Origin of the sequence: Halorubellus litoreus (genome assembly GCF_037081675.1) — an archaeon.
Taxonomy (GTDB): domain Archaea; phylum Halobacteriota; class Halobacteria; order Halobacteriales; family Natrialbaceae; genus Halorubellus; species Halorubellus litoreus.
In genome coordinates, this window is the sequence record NZ_JAZAQL010000002.1 from 599154 (window position 1) to 618893 (window position 19740).

The 19740-nt window shown below is 70.9% G+C and carries 22 protein-coding genes; 6 read left to right on the forward strand and 16 right to left on the reverse strand.

The features are described from left to right. Nucleotides 1–50 precede the first annotated feature (50 nt). Nucleotides 51–536: a cupin domain-containing protein gene (locus VYJ16_RS10265; RefSeq protein WP_336350208.1), complete on the forward strand. Its 486-nt coding sequence runs from the start codon at nt 51–53 to the stop codon at nt 534–536. 9 nt (nt 537–545) lie between these two features. On the opposite strand, the gene VYJ16_RS10270 is transcribed toward VYJ16_RS10265, so the two are convergent. The 5 genes from VYJ16_RS10270 to VYJ16_RS10290 all read right to left on the reverse strand — a co-directional run bounded on the left by VYJ16_RS10270 (nt 546) and on the right by VYJ16_RS10290 (nt 4506). Further along, nucleotides 546–728, reverse strand: a complete 183-nt coding sequence (locus tag VYJ16_RS10270) for a Sp36 family protein (RefSeq protein ID WP_336350209.1) — start codon at nt 726–728, stop codon at nt 546–548. Nucleotides 729–769: 41 nt separating this feature from the next. Further along, nucleotides 770–1135 (reverse strand): HesB/IscA family protein, encoded by a 366-nt coding sequence (locus VYJ16_RS10275; protein WP_336350210.1) that lies wholly within the window; start codon nt 1133–1135, stop codon nt 770–772. Nucleotides 1136–1599: 464 nt separating this feature from the next. Further along, nucleotides 1600–2883: a histidinol dehydrogenase gene (gene hisD, locus VYJ16_RS10280; protein WP_336350211.1), complete on the reverse strand. Its 1284-nt coding sequence runs from the start codon at nt 2881–2883 to the stop codon at nt 1600–1602. 83 nt (nt 2884–2966) lie between these two features. Beyond that, nucleotides 2967–3836, reverse strand: a complete 870-nt coding sequence (locus VYJ16_RS10285) for a DUF726 domain-containing protein (RefSeq protein WP_336350212.1) — start codon at nt 3834–3836, stop codon at nt 2967–2969. Nucleotides 3837–4293: 457 nt separating this feature from the next. After that, nucleotides 4294–4506, reverse strand: a complete 213-nt coding sequence (locus VYJ16_RS10290) for a hypothetical protein (protein ID WP_336350213.1) — start codon at nt 4504–4506, stop codon at nt 4294–4296. A 140-nt stretch (nt 4507–4646) separates the two neighbouring features. On the opposite strand from VYJ16_RS10290, the gene VYJ16_RS10295 reads away from it, so the two are divergent. The 3 genes from VYJ16_RS10295 to VYJ16_RS10305 all read left to right on the forward strand — a co-directional run bounded on the left by VYJ16_RS10295 (nt 4647) and on the right by VYJ16_RS10305 (nt 8217). Beyond that, nucleotides 4647–6302, forward strand: a complete 1656-nt coding sequence (locus tag VYJ16_RS10295) for a lipopolysaccharide biosynthesis protein (RefSeq protein WP_336350214.1) — start codon at nt 4647–4649, stop codon at nt 6300–6302. A 6-nt stretch (nt 6303–6308) separates the two neighbouring features. After that, the gene (locus VYJ16_RS10300; protein WP_336350215.1) at nt 6309–7109 is read left to right on the forward strand and encodes a hypothetical protein; all 801 of its coding nucleotides are present in this window, start codon (nt 6309–6311) and stop codon (nt 7107–7109) included. A 79-nt stretch (nt 7110–7188) separates the two neighbouring features. After that, complete coding sequence (locus VYJ16_RS10305; RefSeq protein ID WP_336350216.1) at nt 7189–8217, forward strand: hypothetical protein; 1029 nt, start codon at nt 7189–7191, stop codon at nt 8215–8217. A 21-nt stretch (nt 8218–8238) separates the two neighbouring features. On the opposite strand, the gene VYJ16_RS10310 is transcribed toward VYJ16_RS10305, so the two are convergent. The 5 genes from VYJ16_RS10310 to VYJ16_RS10330 form a co-directional block, all read right to left on the reverse strand. After that, a complete protein-coding gene (locus tag VYJ16_RS10310) occupies nt 8239–9129 on the reverse strand; it encodes a helix-turn-helix domain-containing protein (RefSeq protein WP_336350217.1) in 891 nt (296 codons plus the stop codon). A 256-nt stretch (nt 9130–9385) separates the two neighbouring features. After that, entirely contained in the window at nt 9386–9580 is a 195-nt protein-coding gene (locus tag VYJ16_RS10315) for a cold-shock protein (RefSeq protein ID WP_336350218.1), read from the reverse strand. A 74-nt stretch (nt 9581–9654) separates the two neighbouring features. Next, the gene (locus VYJ16_RS10320; protein ID WP_336350219.1) at nt 9655–10752 is read right to left on the reverse strand and encodes a phosphotransferase family protein; all 1098 of its coding nucleotides are present in this window, start codon (nt 10750–10752) and stop codon (nt 9655–9657) included. A 94-nt stretch (nt 10753–10846) separates the two neighbouring features. Beyond that, nucleotides 10847–11431, reverse strand: coding sequence for an NADPH-dependent FMN reductase (locus VYJ16_RS10325; RefSeq protein ID WP_336350220.1), 585 nt, complete (start codon nt 11429–11431; stop codon nt 10847–10849). Nucleotides 11432–11574: 143 nt separating this feature from the next. Next, complete coding sequence (locus VYJ16_RS10330; protein ID WP_336350221.1) at nt 11575–12321, reverse strand: mechanosensitive ion channel family protein; 747 nt, start codon at nt 12319–12321, stop codon at nt 11575–11577. Nucleotides 12322–12658: 337 nt separating this feature from the next. On the opposite strand from VYJ16_RS10330, the gene VYJ16_RS10335 reads away from it, so the two are divergent. Beyond that, nucleotides 12659–13303 (forward strand): DUF998 domain-containing protein, encoded by a 645-nt coding sequence (locus VYJ16_RS10335; protein ID WP_336350222.1) that lies wholly within the window; start codon nt 12659–12661, stop codon nt 13301–13303. Between the two features lie 150 nt (nt 13304–13453). Here the strand turns inward: VYJ16_RS10335 and VYJ16_RS10340 are convergent, their stop codons facing one another. Beyond that, nucleotides 13454–13795 carry a hypothetical protein gene (locus VYJ16_RS10340; RefSeq protein ID WP_336350223.1) on the reverse strand — a complete coding sequence of 114 codons (342 nt, stop codon included), beginning with the start codon at nt 13793–13795 and terminating at the stop codon, nt 13454–13456. A 58-nt stretch (nt 13796–13853) separates the two neighbouring features. Further along, the gene (locus VYJ16_RS10345; protein WP_336350224.1) at nt 13854–14255 is read right to left on the reverse strand and encodes a DUF4260 domain-containing protein; all 402 of its coding nucleotides are present in this window, start codon (nt 14253–14255) and stop codon (nt 13854–13856) included. Nucleotides 14256–14625: 370 nt separating this feature from the next. On the opposite strand from VYJ16_RS10345, the gene VYJ16_RS10350 reads away from it, so the two are divergent. Continuing rightward, a complete protein-coding gene (locus tag VYJ16_RS10350; RefSeq protein ID WP_336350225.1) occupies nt 14626–15237 on the forward strand; it encodes a hypothetical protein in 612 nt (203 codons plus the stop codon). Nucleotides 15238–15313: 76 nt separating this feature from the next. On the opposite strand, the gene VYJ16_RS10355 is transcribed toward VYJ16_RS10350, so the two are convergent. From VYJ16_RS10355 to VYJ16_RS10370, 4 genes are read right to left on the reverse strand one after another with little or no spacing between them, the layout of a single operon-like run. After that, entirely contained in the window at nt 15314–16198 is an 885-nt protein-coding gene (locus tag VYJ16_RS10355; protein WP_336350226.1) for an ABC transporter permease subunit, read from the reverse strand. Further along, nucleotides 16195–17079 (reverse strand): ABC transporter ATP-binding protein, encoded by an 885-nt coding sequence (locus VYJ16_RS10360; protein WP_336350227.1) that lies wholly within the window; start codon nt 17077–17079, stop codon nt 16195–16197. Before VYJ16_RS10360 ends, VYJ16_RS10355 begins: the two co-directional genes overlap by 4 nt. Further along, nucleotides 17076–19118, reverse strand: a complete 2043-nt coding sequence (locus VYJ16_RS10365) for a NosD domain-containing protein (RefSeq protein ID WP_336350228.1) — start codon at nt 19116–19118, stop codon at nt 17076–17078. The genes VYJ16_RS10360 and VYJ16_RS10365 overlap by 4 nt, the downstream gene beginning before the upstream one ends. 1 nt (nt 19119) lies before the next feature. Next, nucleotides 19120–19674, reverse strand: a complete 555-nt coding sequence (locus VYJ16_RS10370; protein ID WP_336350229.1) for a nitrous oxide reductase accessory protein NosL — start codon at nt 19672–19674, stop codon at nt 19120–19122. Between the last annotated feature and the right edge of the window lie 66 nt (nt 19675–19740).

A 19740-nucleotide genomic window follows, 5' to 3' on the forward strand; every position in this document is an offset into this window, starting at 1 on the left:
TCGTCGCTGGCACCCGAACGGCTACCTGTTGGTCCGCCGAACCGCGAGGTATGGAGCCAGTCGACGAGAGCGACCTGGAGTGGCGCGAGTACGAGCATGGCGAGTCGGCGTTCCGCCGGAAGCAACTCGCCGCGGCCGCTGGCGCGGGCGACGACCTCGGCTGTAGCCTCTACGAGCTGCCGCCGGGGAAGCGCTCGTGGCCGTACCACTATCACGCGGGGAACGCCGAAGCGCTCTACGTGCTCGCCGGGGAGGGATTCGTGCGGCTCGGCGACGACGAGCACCGCGTCGACGCTGGCACGTACGTGCCCTGTCCCGCGCGACCGGAGGGCGCGCATCGCGTCGTGAACGACGGCGACGAGCCACTGCGGTACCTCGCGATGTCCACGATGCGCGACCCGGACGTCACCGAGTACCCCGACAGCGAGAAGGTCGGTGTCTTCGCTGGGTCACCGCCGGGGAGCAGCGAGGAACGGACCGTTCACGGGTACTTCAGGACGAAAGACGCGGTCGACTACTGGGACGGCGAGGAATGAGTTCGAGTCCTACCGTGGTCGCTTGAAGACGAGCGACTGCGTGTTCCCGCTCGCTTCGCTGAGGTCCTCGACGAGCTCCCAGCCGTCGCGGCCGAGTTCGTTCAGTTCGTCCTCGGGGTTCTTCACGGACTTCCCGAGGAAGGACGTGGAAAGGTCGACGACCTTGTACTCCCACTGCTGTCGTGAGGGCATGGTCGACACTCGGAACCGACGCGAGAAGTGTCTTGTGTCCGTCAGGTCCGGAAGGATTCGCCACAGCCGCACTCGCTGACGACGTTCGGGTTCTCGACGTGGAACCCCTCGCCCTGGAGGCCGCCCTCGAACGCGAGGTGACTGCCTTCGACGTAATCCAGGCTCGCCGGGTCGACAAACACCCGCAGGCCGTGGTGGTCGAACACCGAGTCCTCGTCCGCGGGCTCGTGCTCGAAGCGCATCCCGTAGGACAGGCCCGCGCACCCGCCTTGCTTCACGAACAATCGCAGCCCCGCCTCCTCGACGTCCATGCCCTCGCTCTCCAGGAGCGAGAGCGCCTCGGACGCGGCGTCCTCGCTGACCGTCAGCGACCCGCCCGGCTCGGCGCCCGCGGTTTCCGTGCTCATGGTCGTAGTACGGTGGGGGAGCGAGTTAAACGTGGCGTCGGCGGTACTGCGGTGGTCGAGTTCGCGACGAGGGTTTACGTCTCGTGTAAACCCCGGGGTCGGATCGGTGTGGGGTTCTCGGCTGGCGGTACCGTCTGGGGTCGATGGGAGCGAACCCCTCGTGGGTTACTCGCTCCTCGTAGCCCTGGCTGGTCCGTGCAACTGGATTGCCTGCCCCGGCCTCGTACCGGTCACTCGCACGTGCAAGTGGCCCGCCCAGCCCCGCACCGCACCTCGTCCTCCCCAACCGATGCGTCACTCGCGACGCTCGTTCCGCATCCCTCGCGCGATATCGACGGGACGCGACTCACCTCGGCTCGCGGCCGCCGGCCGCTCGCCATCGAGGCGACTCCGTCGCCTCGTTTCGTTCGTCGCGTCCCGGCAGCGCGCGCCACGACGTTCGCTCCGATCAGTCGTCGCTGGGGTCAGTCGTCGGGCTCGACGCGCTTCCGGACGCTTTCGGCGTGCGCGTCGAGGCCTTCGGCTTCGGCGAGCGTCGTGATGGCGTCCGCGAGGTCGCTCAGTCCCTCTTCGTCGAGTCGCTGGACGGTCGTGGAGCGCACGAACTCGTCGACGCTCAGGCCGCCGTAGCGTTTCGCGCCACCGTTCGTCGGCAGCACGTGGTTCGTGCCGGAGGCGTAGTCGCCGGCGGCGACGGGCGTCTGCTCGCCGAGGAAGACGCTCCCCGCGTTGTCGATGCGCTCCAGGAGCGCCTCGTCGTCGTCGGCGTGGATGGCGAGGTGCTCGGCGGCGTACTCGTTCGCGAACAGGACCGCTTCGCTCATCGAGCGCGCGAGGAGGATGGCCGACGCGTCATTCGCGAGGGCGTCGCGGATGGTGTCCTCGCGCTCGCGGTCGTCCACCTGCGCGAACACCTCGTCGATGACGTCGTCCGCCAGGTTCTCGTCGTCCGTGACCGCGACGACGCTCGCGTTCGGGTCGTGCTCGGCCTGCGCGACCAGTTCCGCGGCGACGAACTCGGGGTTCGCGGTGTCGTCCGCGAGCACGAGCACCTCGCTCGGCCCCGCGAGGAAGTCGATGTCGACGTCCCCGCGAACCTCCGCCTTCGCGGCAGTCACCCACTTGCTCCCCGGGCCGACGACCTTCTGGACGTGCGGCACGGTCTCCGTGCCGTACGCGAGCGCTGCGATACCCTGCGCGCCGCCGATACTGTACACCTCGTCCGCCCCCGCCGCGTGCACGGCCGCGAGCGTCGCCGGGTTCATCTCCTCGGCGGGCGGCGTCGCCACGACCACCTGCTCGACGCCCGCGACCTTCGCCGGCACCACGCCCATGATCGCGCTCGACGGATACGCCGCGGTTCCGCCGGGCGCGTACACGCCGACGCGCTCCAGCGGCCGGAACCGACGGCCGAGTTCGCGACCCGGCGAGAACTCCTCGCGCCAGTCCGCGGGCACCTGGCGTTCGTGGAACGCGCGAACGTTCTCGACCGCCGTGTCGATGGCGTCCCGTACGTCGGGGTCGACGCGGTCCTCGTACGCGCGCTCGGCGGCGTCGCGCACGTCCAGGTTCCCGACGGAGACGTCGTCGAACTCCTCGGTGAACTCGCGGACCGCGACGTCGCCCTCCTCCCGTACTCGCTCGACGACCTCGCGGACGGACTCGCGAGCGCTCTCGACGCCGGCGTCGCGTTCGAACAGCGCACGGCGCCGGTCGCTCCCGAGGTCCGCGATCTCGTTGACGTCCATGCATCGGCGTTGACCGCGACCGGAGAAAAACCGTTTCCTTCGCCGGACGTCTCCCGGGACCGTCGCGCGTCCGTCGAGAGCCCTCAGGCCGACCAGGTGTCGACGACCGCGTCCACGCACCCGCCGTCCGCGAGGAAGTACGTCTCGTGGCCGTCGACGTAGCTCACGTCGTGGTCGACGTAGTTCGCGGGCGGCTCCTCCTCGATGCCTTCGGCGCCGAGCGCGGTGTCCCACTCGGCGTACTCGTAGCTGCCGGTGAGCGTCTCGTCGCTGGTGTTGTAGAAGTTGTCGAACCGGCCGACGCTCCGCTCGATCTCCTCGCCGTAGGTGTCCTCGAAGGGCTCCCAGTCGAGCGACGGCGCCTCGTCGTTCACGGCCGCGCCGAGCATCGTGACGGTGTCGATGGCGTCGTGCGCGCCCCAGTCGTCGAGTTGCTCGATGGCGTTCAGGATGACCTCGGCGCCGAGGCTGTGGCCGACGACGCGGAGCGCCGTCCCCGGGTTCTTCTGGGCGTAGTCGCGACAGTACGCCGCGAGCTTCGGGCCGTTCTGTTCGGCGATCTCGACGGTATCCCACCACTGGAGGTTCGAGAACTTCGAGTCCCACGTGTACCCGACGACGGGACCGTCGTAGCCGCCGGCCTGGAATCCGGCGGCCGCGGGCTCGATGATGTCCTCGCGCGCTTCGGCGGGCGTCTGGTTGTAGCCGTGGAGCATCACGACGAGTTCGTCCGGGGCGCTTCCCGAGAGTCCGGGGATGGTGCCGTCGACGTCGTAGTCGGTCTCGTCGTGACCGTCGGTGAGGTACTCCTCGCCCCACGCGATGTCGAAGTGGCCGCGCGTCGAGACGTAGCCCGGGACGCCGTCCGTACCGCTCTCAGCCGCGGTGGTGCCCGCGGTGGCGAGTCCCGCGACGCCGGTCGCGATCGTGCCGAGGTAGGTCCGTCGGTTCATATAATTCCGATTGAATTTGGACGAGTATATATCATACGAAGTCGAGTGAACTCACGAACCGTCGTATCGTTTCTCGCCGGGCGTCGGGACGCGCCAGGTGGCCGTCGCTCGGGGGAGAGGTTCGGTGGGGGCGACCGCAGAGAGGCCGCTCCCGGTTGGGAGCGGCGGTGCTGGGGTGCCGTCTGACGCAGGTGCGGGACCGTCTCGTCGCGTGGACGGCCGTGGTCACTCCGAGACGCCGTACGCACGACGCCGCTGGGGAGGCGACGCCAGGCATCGGCTCGAGGGGCCGAGCCGACCGTGTCGGCGTCCGCGCCGGTGCGAGTCGTTGGGGGGACTGTCTCGCTGCCGGCGCGGCCATGCCCGTGGTCCGAGCGACCGCGGACCGCACACTGCATTCGCACTTCGGTCGCCCGTAATAAAAACTTGTTGCTGTCGACCATGGCCAATGGTTACGTCACGCGGCGTCGTCGTCGCCGAGGACCACCGTCCGGAGTGACACCGCGAACAGGACGACGACGAGCGCGAACGCGACCAGGCCGAACGGCGCCGCGAGCACCTGCGCAGTCCGGTACCCGAGCGCGATCCGGCCGAACCCGAGCGTCACGAAGCTCGCGAGCACGCACCCGAACGCGACGAACGACAGCATCACGAACCGATTCCGGTCCATGGCCTGACTCCGGGCGCGCCCGTCAAGTCCGTTTCGTCCACCGGCCCGAGCGAGCGCCGCCGAACCGCTGCCCCGTGGTACGTGATACCGTCACTGTAGCCACCATCGGACTTATTCCGTCCACCGCGAAAGCCACGGGCGTGACAGCGGACGCGACCGCGGAAGCGGGCGAGGACCCGGCGGACGAGCGCGACTCCACGGCCAGTGCGACCGGCCGTGACGACGTCCCCGGCGACGACACCGCCCCCTGCGACGGCGACGATGTCGCGCCGAGCGACGCGGTCGTCGAAGCGCGCCTGGAGGACGCGCTCGAACGCGTCGCACACGGCGCAACCGTCTCCGTCCCCGGTATCCTCGCCGAACGCGGACTGTCGGTCGCGTTCACCGCCGCGCTCACGAACGGGTTCGGCGCTGCCGCGTACGGCGTGTTCGCGCTCGCACGACGCAGCCAGGCGTACCTCCTGCACCTCGCGTTCGGGTTCAACAGCGGGCTCAGTCGCTTCCTCCCGAACGCCGACGACGACGCCGAGCGCGACGCCATCGTCACGTTCGCAGCCCTCCTCCTGTTCGGCGTCTCGACCCTGTTCGGCGCGGCACTCTACGTCGCCACGCCCACCATCGTCGACCTCGTCGAGGTCGGCCGCGAAGGCCAGTTCGGCGCGCTCCTGCGCGTGTTCGCCATCGGCCTCCCCGCCGCCGCGTGGCTGTTCACGGTCAGTGGCATCCTCCGCGGCCTCGAAGCGGTCGTCCCGCTCACGCTCACGATGCGCGTCGGCGTCCCGGTCGCGCACCTCGCGGTCGCCGGCCTCGGCGTCCTCGTCTTCGACGACGTCGTCCTCGTCGCCGCCGGCGTCGTCACTGCGAGCGCGCTCGTCGGCACCGTCGCGATGGCGTGGTTCGCCCGCGACCGCGGCATCCGACCGCGCGTCCGCGGCCCCGACGTCCGCGCGCTCTGGACGCGGTACGTCCGGTACACGTTCCCGCTGTTCCTCGGCGGGTTCGCGACCGTCACGCAACGCCTCGGGTTCTACCCGCTCATCGCGTGGTTCCTCACGGGCCTCGCCGGCGGCGTGTTCGCCGTCGGCGTCCTCGTCGGGTCCCTCGTCAGACTCCCGCTGAACGCCATCAACCAGTTCATCCCGCCCGTCGCCGCGGAACTCAACGAGGAGGGCTACGACCGCGCACTCAGCCGTCTCTACCACGTCACGAGCCGGATGGTGCTCGTCGGCGTCACCGCCGCCGCCGTCCCCGTCGTCGTCTACCGCCGCGAACTCATGGCGCTGTTCGGCGAGGCGTTCGTCCCGCACGCCGACCTCCTCGCGGGGTTCGTCGTCGCGCAGTACGTCGCGTGCGCCGCCGGGAGCGTCGGCATCCTCCTCATGATGACGGACAACCAGCGCGCGCTCCTCGTCGTGAACTCCCTCATCACCGCCGGACTCGTCGTCGTCGCCATCCCCCTCACCGCGAACTACGGCCTCCCCGGGCTCGTCGGGACGTACGTCCTCATGCTCACGCTGAACAACGTCCTCGAGGTCGTCGTCCTCTACTACCTCGAGGGCCTCCAACCGTTGACGCGCCGGCACGGGTACACGCTCGTCGCCGCCGTCCCGCTCGGGGCCGTCGCCATCGCGGCCCGCGCCAGCCTCCCCGGCGCCCTCGGTATCGCCGTCGGCGCCCTCGGCGGCCTCGCCGGCTACGCAGCGACGCTCCGCTGGCTCGGGTTCACGCCCGTCGAACGTCGCCTCGTCGGCACGCTCACCGACCGCTACCGGCAAGCGCTCGCCGACCTCACCTGACCGACCATGCCCGGACCCACTCCAGCCCGCGACGCGACCGCGTTCGACCCGACGCACGCGCTCGTCGTCGCGACGGACGCGGACGCCACCGTCGAGGCTCGCGCGACCGCCGACGCCGTGGACGCGGTCCTCGACCACGCGGACACCGTCGCGGTCGCCGTCGACCGCCCCATGCTCGCCGACGAGCACCCCGCGGTCGCCGACGACCTCCGAACCGCGTTCGCGAGCACCGAGGCCACCAGTGACGCCACTGGCGGCGGTGCTCGACCGCTCCGCGCACCGGTCCACGAGGTCCGGGACGCGCTCGCGTCGCTCCTGGCGCTCTCGTGCGTGCATCGGTTCGTCGCCGTCGAACGACTCGACGCGTTCCGGGACGACCGGCGCGTCCTCGCGTACGTCCCCGACCACGGGCAGTTCCGCGTCGACGCGCACGCGACCACCGACCGCGACGCGCTCCGCGCGGCCGTCGATGACGCCCTCGCCGCGGCGCCGGCGGGACTGCTCCCCGCCCGACCGCTCGCCGACTGGACCGCCGCGGGCACGCGCCACGTCCTCGAACCGCCGTCGCTGTGCGTCGACGACGCGTGCTTCGACCTCGGCGCGCTCGAACGCGTCCACCTCGACGCCGACGACCGGGTCGTCGAACTCGCGTGGCGGGTCGACGACGGACTCGTCGCTCGCGCGCTCGACGCGCTCGGCCCGTCGCGCCCCGACCGGTTCCGGTTCGACTCCGCGAACCGGTACGCGGACGTCGCCGCCGCGTTCCGCACCGTCGCCGACGCCCTCGACGTCACCGCGACCGAGTGAGGCCGTCGGAGTGCTCGCGTCGGCGGTGGCGACGCCCGCAAGCGCAAGGTACGAACCGCTGGCTCCCATTCGGGGAGACGTGCATCGACGCCGCGTCCTCGCTATCTGTTTCGTCGCCGTCGCGCTCGCCGCCGTCGCCGCGCCCGCGCTCGGGCACGTCCCGGCGTTCTCGACGGACAACGACGACCCGGGGAACGCGACGTACGTCGACGACCCCGCGAAGTCGTGGTCGTTCTACGACCGCGTCGACGCGAACGAGAGCGCGTACTACCGGACGTACCTCGACGCCGGTGACCGCCTCCAGGTGAGCACGTTCACGCCGCGAGCCACCGGGTTCGAGCCGGGGTTCGTCGTCATGAGTCCCGCGCTGAACGGCACCGACGGCGTCCCCTCGCAGGTCGAGGTCCCCGAGGGCTACGGCGCCAGGGTCGTGGAACCCGAGCCGTCGGGTGACGCGGAGTACGAGCCGTTCACGCCCGCGGCGCTCTACCGGACCGCGGAACTGAACGCGACCGTCGACACCGCCGGGACGTACTACGTCGCCGCGTACGACCCCGACCGTGGCGCGGGCGCGGTCGGCGTCGTCGTCGGCTACCAGGAGTCCTTCGGCGTCGAGGAGTACGTCACCGTCCCGCTGGACCGGCCGCGCATCCACGAGTGGGAGGGCCAGCCCGCGTGGTTCGTGTACGGCCCCATCCTCCTCGGCGCGCTCGCGACCCTCGGCGCGTTCGCGTGGTGGACGACCGACGGGAGCGAGGACGACGCTCGCGGCGCCGGCGGGGACGGCGGCACGCGAACGACGCGCTCGGTCGTGCTCGCGGTCGCGTCGGCGCTCTACGGCGGCGGCGTCGCCGGCGTCGCCGTCCAGACCACCGTCGCGGCGAGCGTCGCCGGGCTCACGACCGGTGTCCTCGTCACGCTCGCGTTCGTCGCGATACCCGCACTCCTCGGCTGGTACCTGCTCGGGCGCGCCATCGACGACGAGTCGCCCTCGCGCGCTCGACGCGGTACGCTCCTCGCGGTCGCACTCCTCGGCGTCGGCACCTGGGCGGGGTTCGTCGTCGGCCCCGCGCTCGTCGTCCTCGCCGCCGGCCTTCCCGCGGAATAACGCTCGCTGCCAGGCTGCGCGCTACTGGCCGACGCGGTGGACGTCGCTCACGCTCGCGTCCGCGTCGACGGTCGCGACGAGTCGTTCGTCGCCCGCAGTGACCGTCACCTCGACGCGCGGCGGGTCGCGGGACACCACGGCGACCTCGGGGAGGTCGATCGCGGACCACACCGCCCACGACGGCAGTTCGCTCACGTCGAACCCGTGCTCGAAGAGGAACCCGCGCGTTCCCGGATGCATGAACGCCGGCGTGACGGGCGCCGTTCGCACCGACCCGCCGCAGCGACCGCACGTGAACTCGACGTGCGCGGGGTACGTCGCGAACGGCCGGTCGTCGTCGTCGAGGACGAGCAGTCCGGTCGTGCGTCCCGCACAGATGTGGCAGAACCCGTCGAGGACGCCGTCGACGACGTGACTCATCCACCGGTCGAACGCCAGCGGGAGCTCGTCCGCGTCGAACTGGTCGAGACTCCCGGGCGGGAACGAGAACTCGTTGAACCACTCCTCGCACTCGCGACAGGACAACGTCGCGGTCTCCTCGGCGTACGCCGCCTCGAGAGGCCCGTCGCACAGCGGGCACTCGCCGGGCACCGCGATGGCGTCGACGGACGCGTTCGCGGTGTACGTCCCGGCGTACATCGCACCGACGATCTGTCGACCCGCGTACGTCAGCTCGTAGCCGTCGTCGGTCTTCCGGACGAACGACCCGACGAGCTTCCGGAGGTGGTAGTTGAACCGCCCGGAATCCTCGGTGCCGACGCGCTCGCGGAGGTCGCTGAACGACCGCGCGTCGTCCGGCGTCTCCCCGAGCGCTCGCAGGATACCGATGCGCGTGTCGTCGCCGAGGAGCGCGAACGTCTCCTCCGGCGACCGGCGCTCCACCGCAAACTCGCCGCTGGAACCGTCGTTCATAGTATCAGTTCGCCGCCAGAGACCATCTCCGTATCGGGTGCACTGCTCGCGTCCCACACACCGGGTACACTGCTCGCGTTCCACACACCGAGTGCACGGCACGGGTCGCGCGACCGCGACCGATAGCGCCGTCGCTTCGCGCGAGTCCGGCCACGGTGGACCGGCAGCGCTCGCGCTCTCGGGTGGTGGGTTCGTGACGAGTCGCCCCGTCAGAAATCGTATCTTCGTCGCCCAGAGGGCGGGTCGAAGACCGTAGTTACAGACGCGTCAGGTTCGTCGCGCGCGGACCCTTGTCCGCCTGCTCGATGCTGAACTCGACCTTCTGCCCCTCCTCGAGGTCCGGACCGCCAACGTCTTCCATGTGGAAGAACACGTCGTCGTCCGCGTCGTCAGTCGAAATGAAACCGTAGCCGCCAGTGTCGTTGAAGAAATCAACTTCGCCTTCTGCCATTGCGACCAGACACAATCCCGGGACCACATTAAGACTTGCGAGGGACGTGGTACCACGACCATCGGCGGATGTGGTCATCGGCCGCCGCAGCGGTCGCGGACGAACGCGCGGTGGTCGGCTTCGATGCGTTCGCGTTCGGCGGGCGTGGCGTCCTCGTGCCAGAGGCCGAAGCACGCCATCGCGCCGACGCGGTTCCCGAACTCGTAGAACGCCATGCGCTCGCGGACGGCGTCCGTGAACGCCCAGTCGTCGTCGCGAGCAGACGCGTACGCGTCCCGGAACGCCCGTCGGCGCGCGTCGAGCGTGGCGTCGTCGGGGTCGTCGGCGTCGAGCAGGTGGAACTCGACGGACGCGAGGTTGCTCGCGGGTTCCGCGGCTGAGAGGTTCGCCCAGTCGAGAACGGCGTTCGTCGCACCCGTGCCGGGGTCGACGAGCAGGTTCCCGTAGCGGTAGTCCCAGTGGCAGTACCGCGGGTCGTCCGCGGGCGGGAGCGTCGGTATCGTGCGTTCGACGTGCTCGCGGAGGGTCGGTATCAGGTCCGCGAACCGCTCGCGGTCCTCGGTGACGCCCGGGAAGTACCCGCCGTCGTCGAGCGACTCGATGGCTTCCAGACAGCCGTCGCGAGCCTTCTCCAGGCCGTCGGCGTAGCGTGGGTCGTCGTCGGTGTCGAGGACGGCGAGGTCGTCGTCGCGGACGCCGACGGTGCCGGCGGCGGGGAGCGTCCCGAGGTCGTGGAGCGCCGCGAGGTTCTCGCCGGCCGCCCGGAGCACGCGAGCGACCGCGTCCTCGTCCAGGACGTCCGCGCGGCCTTCGAGCGCCTCTCCGGGGACGTGCTCCATGAGGTAGAACGGCGCTGGGAGCGCGTCGTGCGCGTCGCAGTACCCGTAGACGTCGGGGACCGGGATCGTCGTCTCGCCGCCGACGTGCTCGAGCAGTCGCGGTTCGGCGCGCGCGACCTCGGCGGCCACCCAGTCGTTCGTCGTCGCCTTCAGGACGACGCGACGGCCGTTCGCGGGCGTCGCGACGTCGAGGGTCGCCACGAAGTCCGTGCCCTCGTCTACGCGCGCGACGCGCTCGACCGTCCACGCCGGCCGCAGCTCGCCGACCATCTCACGGACGGCCTCGTCCGAGACGTCCGCGTCCGCTCGCGTCCACTCGTCGGTCACGTCCACACTCGCGGCCCTCGCACACACGAAGCTACCGGTGGTCTGCGAGTCGTTCACTCGCATCCCCGACGGCGGCCGGCGGGTGCGCAGCGGAGCGGCGTCAGTCGCCGGCCGTAGAGGCTGCCCGGTAGCGCGGGTGGTCGTCGACGCGGGCGTACTCCACGACGTCGGTCCCGAGTGCCTCGACGCGCTCGGCGACGTCGTCGTCGGCGATGCCGTCCGCTCGTACCGTCGAGTGCGAGGACGGGACCGCGACCTCGACGGGGAGCGTCCACGCGTTCAGGGTGCGTGCGACCGTCCGGAGGTGCGCGAGCGCGCTCCCCGGGAACCGCCCGCCAGCGACCTCGACGAGGCCGACGGTCTTCCCGCCGAACTCGTCGCGTCCGAGGTAATCGAGGGCGTTCTTGAGGACGCCCGAGTACGACCCGTGATAGTTCGGCGTGCCGAGGAGGACGGCGTCCGCGCCCGCGACGACCTCGCGGAGGGTCGTCGCGTCGCCGACGTCGGGCGCGTCGGCGTCGAACGGCGGGAGGTCGTACGCGTCCAGGTCCACGAGCCGGGTGTCGGCGCCACGGTCGCGGGCGGCCGCGAGCGCCGCGCGGAGGACGACCTTCGTCTTGCTCGCGTCGCGTCGACTCCCGCACACGGCGACCACGGTAGGCGCGTCAGTTCCGAGTATCGTCATGTCTCGTTGTTCCGTCGGGACCGAGTTAAGCGGGCGCTGAAACCACGTATTGTACGAAAACGAACACGCAAGACGGGAGCCGGTCGGAACGCGACGCGGATGGAGTCGGTCGAGCCGACTGCGGTCCGTCGAGTCGAACGCGGTCAGTCCTGGTCGACGTCCGCGTCGGTGCCGCCGTCGGTGTGGCCGGCGGCCATCGCCGGCTCGGAGCCCCCGATCCAGCCGTCGATGTTCTCCGCGACGTAGTCCTTCCCGCCCCAGCCGAACGCGATGCCGAGCGCGAGCGCGACGCCGACCGCGATGCCGAGCGAGATGGATTCGGCGAACGTGAACAGGATGTCGACCGCGACGCCCATCGTGTCCAGGCCGATGACGATGGCGATGAAGTACAGGAACAGCCGGGTGCCGTCCGCGAACCAGCCCGTGTACCGGCTCTCGGTGACGGTCTCGGTGCGGCCGATGGCGTCGGCGAGGAAGTCCGCGAGCACGAACCCGACGACGATGATGAGTGCGCCCGCGACGAACGACGGCAGGTACGACACCGCGGTGGCGACCCACTCGGAGAGCAACTCGACGGCGAGCACGTCCGACGCCGCGAGGATCGCCACTGCGTACACGAACCACGCCGTCACGCGCCCGAACGCGCTGGAGACGGCGTCTTCGGTGCCGCCGAGCATCCGGCCGAGCGGCGTCTTCAGGACCGCCCGGTCCATCTCGAGGCGGTCCGCGAGTTGCGCGACGACGCGGAACGCGATACGGCCGACGAACCACCCGACGAGGAGGATGAGGAGCGCGCCGACGAGCCGTGGCGCGAACTCGACGATGCTCGCGATGGTGTCGTCTATCGTCTGGTCGAGACCGGTCTGTAGGATTACTAGTTCCAGTGCCATGAAGAGGTGTTGCGTGGAGCGAGAATGGTTATTTGGCCGTTACGGCAGTCCAGGGGCTGCATGAGCCGCCCCGGTTCTGCGCTCTCGTCCCGCGACGGAGAACTCTCGGAGTATCGCCTGTCCGACAGGACTGCGACAATTGAATGACCACATTACCGCGAGCGGACGCGACCGCGTCCACGGCCGACGTCGTTCGACGAACCGCTGACGGGAGCGCGCAGTGGCCGGCTCCAGAGTGCCTCGTGAGGGCTGCTGGCAATGCTCTTCGTTCTCGCAGGCCGAGACCCACCGTGTGTAGGGATGTCGACGCGACGCGTCTCTCTAGTCGTGACCCACCATGACCGAAACCACATTCCGCGAAGTCATCCCCACTGAATCGACCACGGGTACGGTTCGAGCGCAGCGGCGCGCTGGGGTCATCCTCGCTGTCCTCTCCGCGCAGTTCATGACGGCCATCATGCTCGCCGCCGCGATGGTTCCCGGGTACGACTTCGGCGCGAGCGCCATCAGCGACCTCGGCGTGTTCCCAGAGACGGCGTGGCTGTTCAACGCCTCGCTCGTCCTCGTCGGCCTCCTGAACGTCGCCGGCGGGTACTACTACTACCGAGTGCACGGGAAGCGCTGGCTCTTCGGCGTCTTCGTGCTCGCGGGCCTCGGCGCCGTCGTCGCGGGAGCGGTGCCGCTCGACGCCGGTGACCTCCACAGTCTCGGCGCGCTCTTCGCGTTCCTGTTCTTCAACGTGCAGGCGATCGGCGCCGGCACGCAGGTACGGGGCGCGATGCGGTACGCGTCCGTCCTCGCCGGCGTCGTCGGCATCGCGTTCCTCGGCGTCATGATCGTCGGCGACGCCGGGAACCCCGCGGTCTTCGGCGCCATCAACCACGGCGGCGCCGAGCGAATGATCGTCTACCCCGCGATGCTGTGGCTCGTCGCCTTCGGCGGCTACCTGCTCGGCCGCGGCGAAAGCACCACCGTCGTCTGAGCGTCATCGCGGACGGACCACGACAACCCTGGTCCCTCTGTTTCGCCGATTCAGTGACTAGAAGGCAGGATTACACTTTCACTTCGCGCTATCGCCAACGGTGCCGATGGTGTGGGTTCGACCGCGATAGCGCGACCGCTGGCGCGGTCGTCAGCGCTCGGTCACTCGCTCGTACCGGTCCGCCATCCGGTCGAAGAACGCGAGCGAGAGTGCGACGCTGCACGCGACGTCGACGGCCGTCCGCAACGGCTGGCGTCGCAGTGCGGCCCGGAGCACGAACAGGTTCAGCGGGGCGCCGACCGCGAGCAGCGCCACGTCGCCAGGCGAGTCCCGCAGCCCGGCGGCAAGCCAGTCGCGTTCGCCGCGCACGACGCGAGTCGCCCACGCGGCGTCGTCGTCGGGTTCGTCGAACAGGAGCGGTTGCGCGCCGACGAACGCGAGCACGACCCCCAGCAGCCGGCGGTCGCGTCGGTACACCGCCAGCACGAACACGGGACAGGACGCGGCCCAGGAGACCTTCGTCGTGCGGTTCCTGCGTCGGCATTGTCGACTATCGACCGCTCGTCGGCTCGGTCGGGTGCGTCGAGGCCGAGTCGGGCGTGGACGCGCGGTCGAGGTGGGTGTCCCCGAACCCCGAGGGGTACTTCAACCCGTAGCCGACGGCGCGGTCCGCGCCGATGTGGGCCGCCCAGACGAGTGCGACGCTCGTCGCGAGCGGGGTCGCGACGAGGACGCCGACGGCCGCGAGCGCGAGCGGTCCGACGTACGTGTGGGCGGCGTTGTAGACGACGCTGCCGGCGCGCGCACCGGCGAGGTAGCCGAGCATCGAGAGGTCGGGAGCGAGCGCGAGCACGAGCAGGAGCCAGAGGCGGCCGTCGACCGCGACGTACGCCGCGAGTGCGGCGGCGAACACGGCCGCGCCCTCCAGGCGCAGGACTGTCTTCGGGTGCATACCGGGGAGACGCCGCCCGGAGAAATAGTCCTATCTCCGCGCGAGAGCTCGTCACGCAGCCACAGTTCGCTCTCGTTCGCCCGGGAGCGAGCACCACCCGAGGAGCCCGGGCCACGCCATCGGAGTCATTTATAAAGGAATGTTGGAAACGGATGGAACCGCCGTCACTTCCGACGGCGAGTCGAGCGAACCCGAGGGGTCCGGCGGCGGAGAGATACTGGATGAGCGGGCCTGGGAAGCGATAATATGTCCTTTATCGGTGTCCGAGGTCGCCCGGCGATGACCACGCGACACCAAGCGCAAGGAACCAGTAACCGCAATACGGTACCACAAAGCTCATAAGGTAATCTAGGTCTACGAATGGCAAGAGATGGATGGGAACGACTCCGTCGAGGACCGGCACGCGGCCGCGCTCCTCGGCGACTCGCAGTACGAGCGAATCAAGCTCCAGCGGTACAGTCTCTTCAAGCTCTCCCTCCCGCGGACGCTCGCCCTCCAGGGACTCATCCTGGCCGCGCTCGCGCTCGTCCTCCCGCTCGCGCTCTCCCAGCCCGAGCCGACGCGCACGCTCCTCGGCGGTGACGTCCTCGCCGCCGAACCGAAGTTCCTCTTCCTCGGCGCGTACGCAAGCGCCATCGAACTCGTCGGCGTCCTCGGGGTCTCTTACGTCGCGTACCGACGGCTCGCGGCCGACGACGTCCTCTCCGAGCGCGAGGTCCACGACCTCCTCGCCATCGAGGACGCCGCCACGCACGTCAGTCTCGTCACCGGCGGTGCCGCCGTCGCCGTCGTCCACGGCTTCTTCCTCGTCGGTCTCGCCGGCGACCCGCTCGTCGGCCGTTTCCAGACGCTCGTCGGCCGGAACCCCTTCGAACCCGGTATCATCCCCGTCTCGGTCGGCGGCGTCGCCGTCGCCGCAGCGGCCCTCGCCGTCCTCGCGCTCGGCCTCAGTCACCTCCTCCGCGGCCGCCTCGCGTACTGACCCGTCGAGACGGAGTCGGGGACCGGGACTCGATGGCCGCCAGCGTGTCCGCGCGCTCGCCGTCCAACGCCGTCCGTCACTCCTCGCCGGACTCGACGCCGCCGCTCGGGGTCGTATTCGCGTCGACGCGCTCCCAGCCGCCTTCGCGCGGCGTGGGCCAGACGAACGCCGTCGCGAGCGCGAGCGCCCCGGCGAGCCACGCGGTCAGTCCGAGCGCGCTCGCAACCACGACGCTCGGTGGAATCGCGGCGGCGTCCACGGTGCGAACGACGAGCGTCAGAACGAGCCCGCGGAACGCGCCGTTCGGCCCGAGCGCCTGCAGGTATCGAAGACTCTCGGGGCCGAGGACGCCCGAGGCGAGCGCGCCGACGAACGCGAGGTCGACGCCGACCGTGACCACGACGAACAGCGCGACGGCGGCCGCCACGGCCGTCCGTGCCGTGGACGTCACCGCGGAGACGGCGAGGACCGCGGCGAGCACGACGGCCGCGTACGCGGTGGCGAGCACGACGAACCGGAGGTACGCGCCGAACGAGCCCTCGCCGCCGTGGGTGGCGACGACCGACGATCCCTCCGGCCCCAGGAACGGGACGAGGACGCCGGCGACGAGGAGCGTCGCGAACACGAGCGAGCAGACGACGACCGCACGCCCGACGTACACGCCGCCGACGTACGCCCACCGCGGCATCGGGTACGTCCGGAGCACCGGGCGTTCGGTGGTCTCCGTGCCAGCGCCGAGCGACCGATACCCGAACGCCACCGCGAGCAACGGGACGAGTACCTCGACGGGCGCGAGCAGGTCGACCGCGAGCGGGACGTACCCCGTCAGGCCGCTCGCGACAGCGAGCCCGAGCACGACGACGACGAACCCGGCCGCGACGAGGACGTACTGGGGCGTCCGGAGCATCGTGACGAGTTCGCGGTCGGCGACGGCGAACAGGCGGTCGCGGTCGGTCGTCATTCTCCGACCTCCGTGCCGGCGCGCACCGCGAGTTCGTCGCCGACGATCGCGGTGAACGCCGCGTCGAGCGAGTCCACGCCGGCGTCCGCCATCACCGCCTCGGGCGTGTCGTCGGCGGCGACGCCGCCGTCGTCGAGGACGAGGACGCGGTCGGCGGTCGCGGCCCCGGAGAGGTGGTGGGTGGCGACGACGACCGCGGGCCCGGTCGCGGCGACGTCCCGGAGCGTCTCGAAGATGTGCGCGCGCAACGACGGGTCGAGTCCGGACGCGGGCTCGTCGAGCACGAGCAGTTCGGGGTCTCCCAGCACGGCCTGCGCGATGCCGAGCAGTCGGATCATGCCGCCGGAGAGCGCGTCGACGCGGCGGTCCGCGACCGCGCCGAGACCGACGAGTTCGAGGGTGTCGTCGACGTCGACGGCCGCGTCGAGGAGGCTCGCGTAGAACGACAGCGTCTCGTCGACCGTGAAGTGCGCGCGGAACCGGGGGTCCTGCGGGCAGAAGCCGACCGGCCGAGCGGCGTCGGCGACGACCTGGACCGTCCCCGCCGTGGGTTCGAGGAGCCCTGCGAGTGCGCGCAGGAGCGTCGACTTCCCGGAGCCGTTCGCACCGACGACCGCGGTCACCGCACCGCCCTGCACCGCCAGGTCGACGTCCGAGAGGACCTGGACGTCACCGAAGCGGACGCCCAGTCCGTCGGTGCGCGCGACCACCCGCGACTCCGGCGTCGGCTCCGCTGCGGGCGCGCCCCCGGTGTCTTCGAGCGACTGGGTGTCGACGTCGGCCGCGGCTTCGTCGGCGGCCGCTTCGTCGACGTCGGGCGAGGCTTCATCCACGTCCGCCTCCTCGGTCTCGTCCGCGACCTCCGGATTGCCGTCGCTCATGCTCGATGCACCTCCTTCGCGTGTTCGACGGCCGGACGCGTAACGCTATCGTCGCCGGTGACCCGGTGGTCGGTCGCGTTGGCCGTCGTCGAGTCGGGCGCGGTCGCGTTCAGCCACGACCGCGGGTCGGCGTCGGGCGTCGCCGCGACGCGCTCCAGGACGTCCGGGCGGACCGGTGCCGCGAGCGGTGCGACGTCGAGCACGCCCTCGGGGCGGAGTCCGGGCATCTCCGCGGCCGACGACCGCAGGAGCGAGACGGCGGGCGAGCGCGCCAGGACGTGCACGCTCGGTACGGCCTCCGCGTGCCGGTCGACCGCGCCCGTCGGGCGGAACGTCCGCTCGAGGACGCCGTCGCCGTCGCGGTCCGTCCCCGGCGCGCCCGCCCAGTAGTTCCCGCGGCCGTCGTGGGACCACACTCGGACCGGGCCGAGCGACGCCTCGGCGTACGCGTCGCTGCGCACGACGTCGTTCCGAGCGACCGCGTTCGTCGGGACGAGCGTCGACCCGCTGATCCCGACGCCGTTCCCGTAGAGGGTGTTCTCGGCGTACAGCGACCGGTACGAGCCGACGGTCAGCCCGATGTCGTTCCCGACGGCGACGTTCCGGAGGACGAACGACGACCGGCCGGCGACGTCCACCCCGACGCCGCTGTCGCGCACCGCGTTCCCGAGCACGACGTTCCGTTCGGGGCGCGTCATCACGACGATGCCCGTGTCCGCGTCCGCGACGACGTTGTCCGCGACGAGCGTCTCCGACGTGTACATCTCGTGCACGCCGAACCGGAGGTTCCGGAAGTCGTTCCCGCGGACGACCGTCCCGTCCGCGACGTGCATGTAGACGCCGTCGCGGCCGCCGTCGAACGTCGAGTCCTGGATGACGACCCGCGAGTGCGCGGCGAGCGTACTCATGAAGCCCTCCAGCCACGGGGACCGGCCGTCGACGTGCACGCGCTCGACGACCACGCCGTCGCTGTACCGGACGGTGACGCCGTTCGACGGCGTGGTGACGCGAACGTCCGCGACGTACGACCCGCTCGCGTTCTCGAACTCGACGCCGGAGGCGGCGTGCGCGTACGACCGCATGACGAGTGCGTCCCAGGCGCCCTCGTCCACGGAGACGTTCGGGACGCCCTTCCCCTCGCCGACGCCCTCGATAGCGAGGTCGGTGACCGCAACCTGCGCGTCGAGGACGCGGAGCACGCTCCCGTTCCCGGTCCCGACGAGCGTCGTCGCGTTCGCCCCGGCGCCCGCTATCGTGACGGGTTTCCGCACGGTGACGTTCACGTCGCTGTAGTTCCCGGCGGGCACGCGGACCGTCGTGTTCGGTGGCGCGGCAGCTATCGCGGCGGCGAGCGTCGGTGCGTCCTCGCCGACCACCACCGACACCGGTCGCTCCGCGAGACGCCGCGCGTCAGCGGTGGCGCGGTCCGCCCACGCGTGGCGGTCCGAAGCGAGCGCGAGCCCCGTCTCGACGGCGAGCCGGCGGTCGCCGCGGTCGCGCTCGCGAGCCTGCAGGCCCGCCCAGTCGACGACCTCGCCGCCGTGCTCGCTCGCGAACGCTCGCGCCGCGGCGCGCTCGGAGAACGGGACGACGACCGAGCCACCGGGTCGGCGCGCACTCGAGTTCACGACGAACACCGCGTGCTCGACCGCGACCCAGCTCGCGTACCCGTCGGTCGTCGCGAGATACCCCTCGTCGGTGACCGCGAGCGTCGCAGTCGTGTAGTCCGAGACGAGGATATCCAGTGGCTCCCCGAACTGGCGAGCGTGCGCGTCGTCGCCGAGCACGTCGACGAGCGACGACAACCCGACGTGCCCGACCACGTACCGGTACCGCGAGTAGAACACCTCCGCTCTCGGGACCGCGAGCCCTCGCTCCTCCGCGATCCGGCGCTCCGCGTCCGTGAGGTCCGTGAGGACGATAGTGTCCTCGAACGGTACGGGGTCGACGTCCCCGGTCGGCCCGACGTCGGTCACGAAGACGCTGCTCGACACGAGGAGGACGCCGACGAGGACCGCGAGCGCGCCGCGTGCAGCCATCTCACTTCCCGACGAGCGTCGGCGTTATCTCGTCGAACGCGACGACGCTCCCGCCGTGCTCGGCCGCGAACGCCTCGGCGTCGGCGTCGTCGCCGAACGGCACGAAGTCCGGACCCATCGCGCCCTCGACGTCGCTCTCGACGACGTAGCTGAGGCTGGTGGCGTCCGCCATCGAGTCCGCGCTGGTGTGCGAGGTGATGTAGGACGCTCCCTCCCGCGTGTTCACCGAGTACTCGACCGCGGAGTAGTCGGTGACGTACGCCGCGTCGAGCGACCGGCCGGCGTCCCGGCCCTCGAAGTAATGCGGGAAGAAGCACTGCTTGAGGGAGTCGAACCAGAACGGCGCGTCGCGTCCCTCCGGCTCGACGTCCGCCCAGTATATCTCGGCGTTCGGCCCGGGGTGCTTCGAGATGACCATCCCGCACTCGTCGCACGCCGCGACGTCCGATATCGCGACCGCCGCGGGCGCCGCGTCGCCGTTGCCACCGAGGCAACCGGCGACGCTCGCGACGGCGACCGCGCTCGCGCCAGCGAGGACGCGCCGCCGCGATACCACCGGAGTGGACGCTCCGCGACGGCACGTCGCAGTGTGCTCGTGGTCGTTCTTCCTGCTGCACGAGGT

Bases quoted from the DNA above. Each gene is read 5' to 3' on its own strand.
- VYJ16_RS10265 (WP_336350208.1), top strand. From the start codon at position 51: ATGGAGCCAGTCGACGAGAGCGACCTGGAGTGGCGCGAGTACGAGCAT.
- VYJ16_RS10270 (WP_336350209.1), bottom strand. From the start codon at position 728: ATGCCCTCACGACAGCAGTGGGAGTACAAGGTCGTCGACCTTTCCACG.
- VYJ16_RS10275 (WP_336350210.1), bottom strand. From the start codon at position 1,135: ATGAGCACGGAAACCGCGGGCGCCGAGCCGGGCGGGTCGCTGACGGTC.
- hisD (WP_336350211.1), bottom strand. From the start codon at position 2,883: ATGGACGTCAACGAGATCGCGGACCTCGGGAGCGACCGGCGCCGTGCG.
- VYJ16_RS10285 (WP_336350212.1), bottom strand. From the start codon at position 3,836: ATGAACCGACGGACCTACCTCGGCACGATCGCGACCGGCGTCGCGGGA.
- VYJ16_RS10290 (WP_336350213.1), bottom strand. From the start codon at position 4,506: ATGGACCGGAATCGGTTCGTGATGCTGTCGTTCGTCGCGTTCGGGTGC.
- VYJ16_RS10300 (WP_336350215.1), top strand. From the start codon at position 6,309: ATGCCCGGACCCACTCCAGCCCGCGACGCGACCGCGTTCGACCCGACG.
- VYJ16_RS10310 (WP_336350217.1), bottom strand. From the start codon at position 9,129: ATGAACGACGGTTCCAGCGGCGAGTTTGCGGTGGAGCGCCGGTCGCCG.
- VYJ16_RS10315 (WP_336350218.1), bottom strand. From the start codon at position 9,580: ATGGCAGAAGGCGAAGTTGATTTCTTCAACGACACTGGCGGCTACGGT.
- VYJ16_RS10325 (WP_336350220.1), bottom strand. From the start codon at position 11,431: ATGACGATACTCGGAACTGACGCGCCTACCGTGGTCGCCGTGTGCGGG.
- VYJ16_RS10330 (WP_336350221.1), bottom strand. From the start codon at position 12,321: ATGGCACTGGAACTAGTAATCCTACAGACCGGTCTCGACCAGACGATA.
- VYJ16_RS10335 (WP_336350222.1), top strand. From the start codon at position 12,659: ATGACCGAAACCACATTCCGCGAAGTCATCCCCACTGAATCGACCACG.
- VYJ16_RS10345 (WP_336350224.1), bottom strand. From the start codon at position 14,255: ATGCACCCGAAGACAGTCCTGCGCCTGGAGGGCGCGGCCGTGTTCGCC.
- VYJ16_RS10350 (WP_336350225.1), top strand. From the start codon at position 14,626: ATGGATGGGAACGACTCCGTCGAGGACCGGCACGCGGCCGCGCTCCTC.
- VYJ16_RS10355 (WP_336350226.1), bottom strand. From the start codon at position 16,198: ATGACGACCGACCGCGACCGCCTGTTCGCCGTCGCCGACCGCGAACTC.
- VYJ16_RS10360 (WP_336350227.1), bottom strand. From the start codon at position 17,079: ATGAGCGACGGCAATCCGGAGGTCGCGGACGAGACCGAGGAGGCGGAC.
- VYJ16_RS10365 (WP_336350228.1), bottom strand. From the start codon at position 19,118: ATGGCTGCACGCGGCGCGCTCGCGGTCCTCGTCGGCGTCCTCCTCGTG.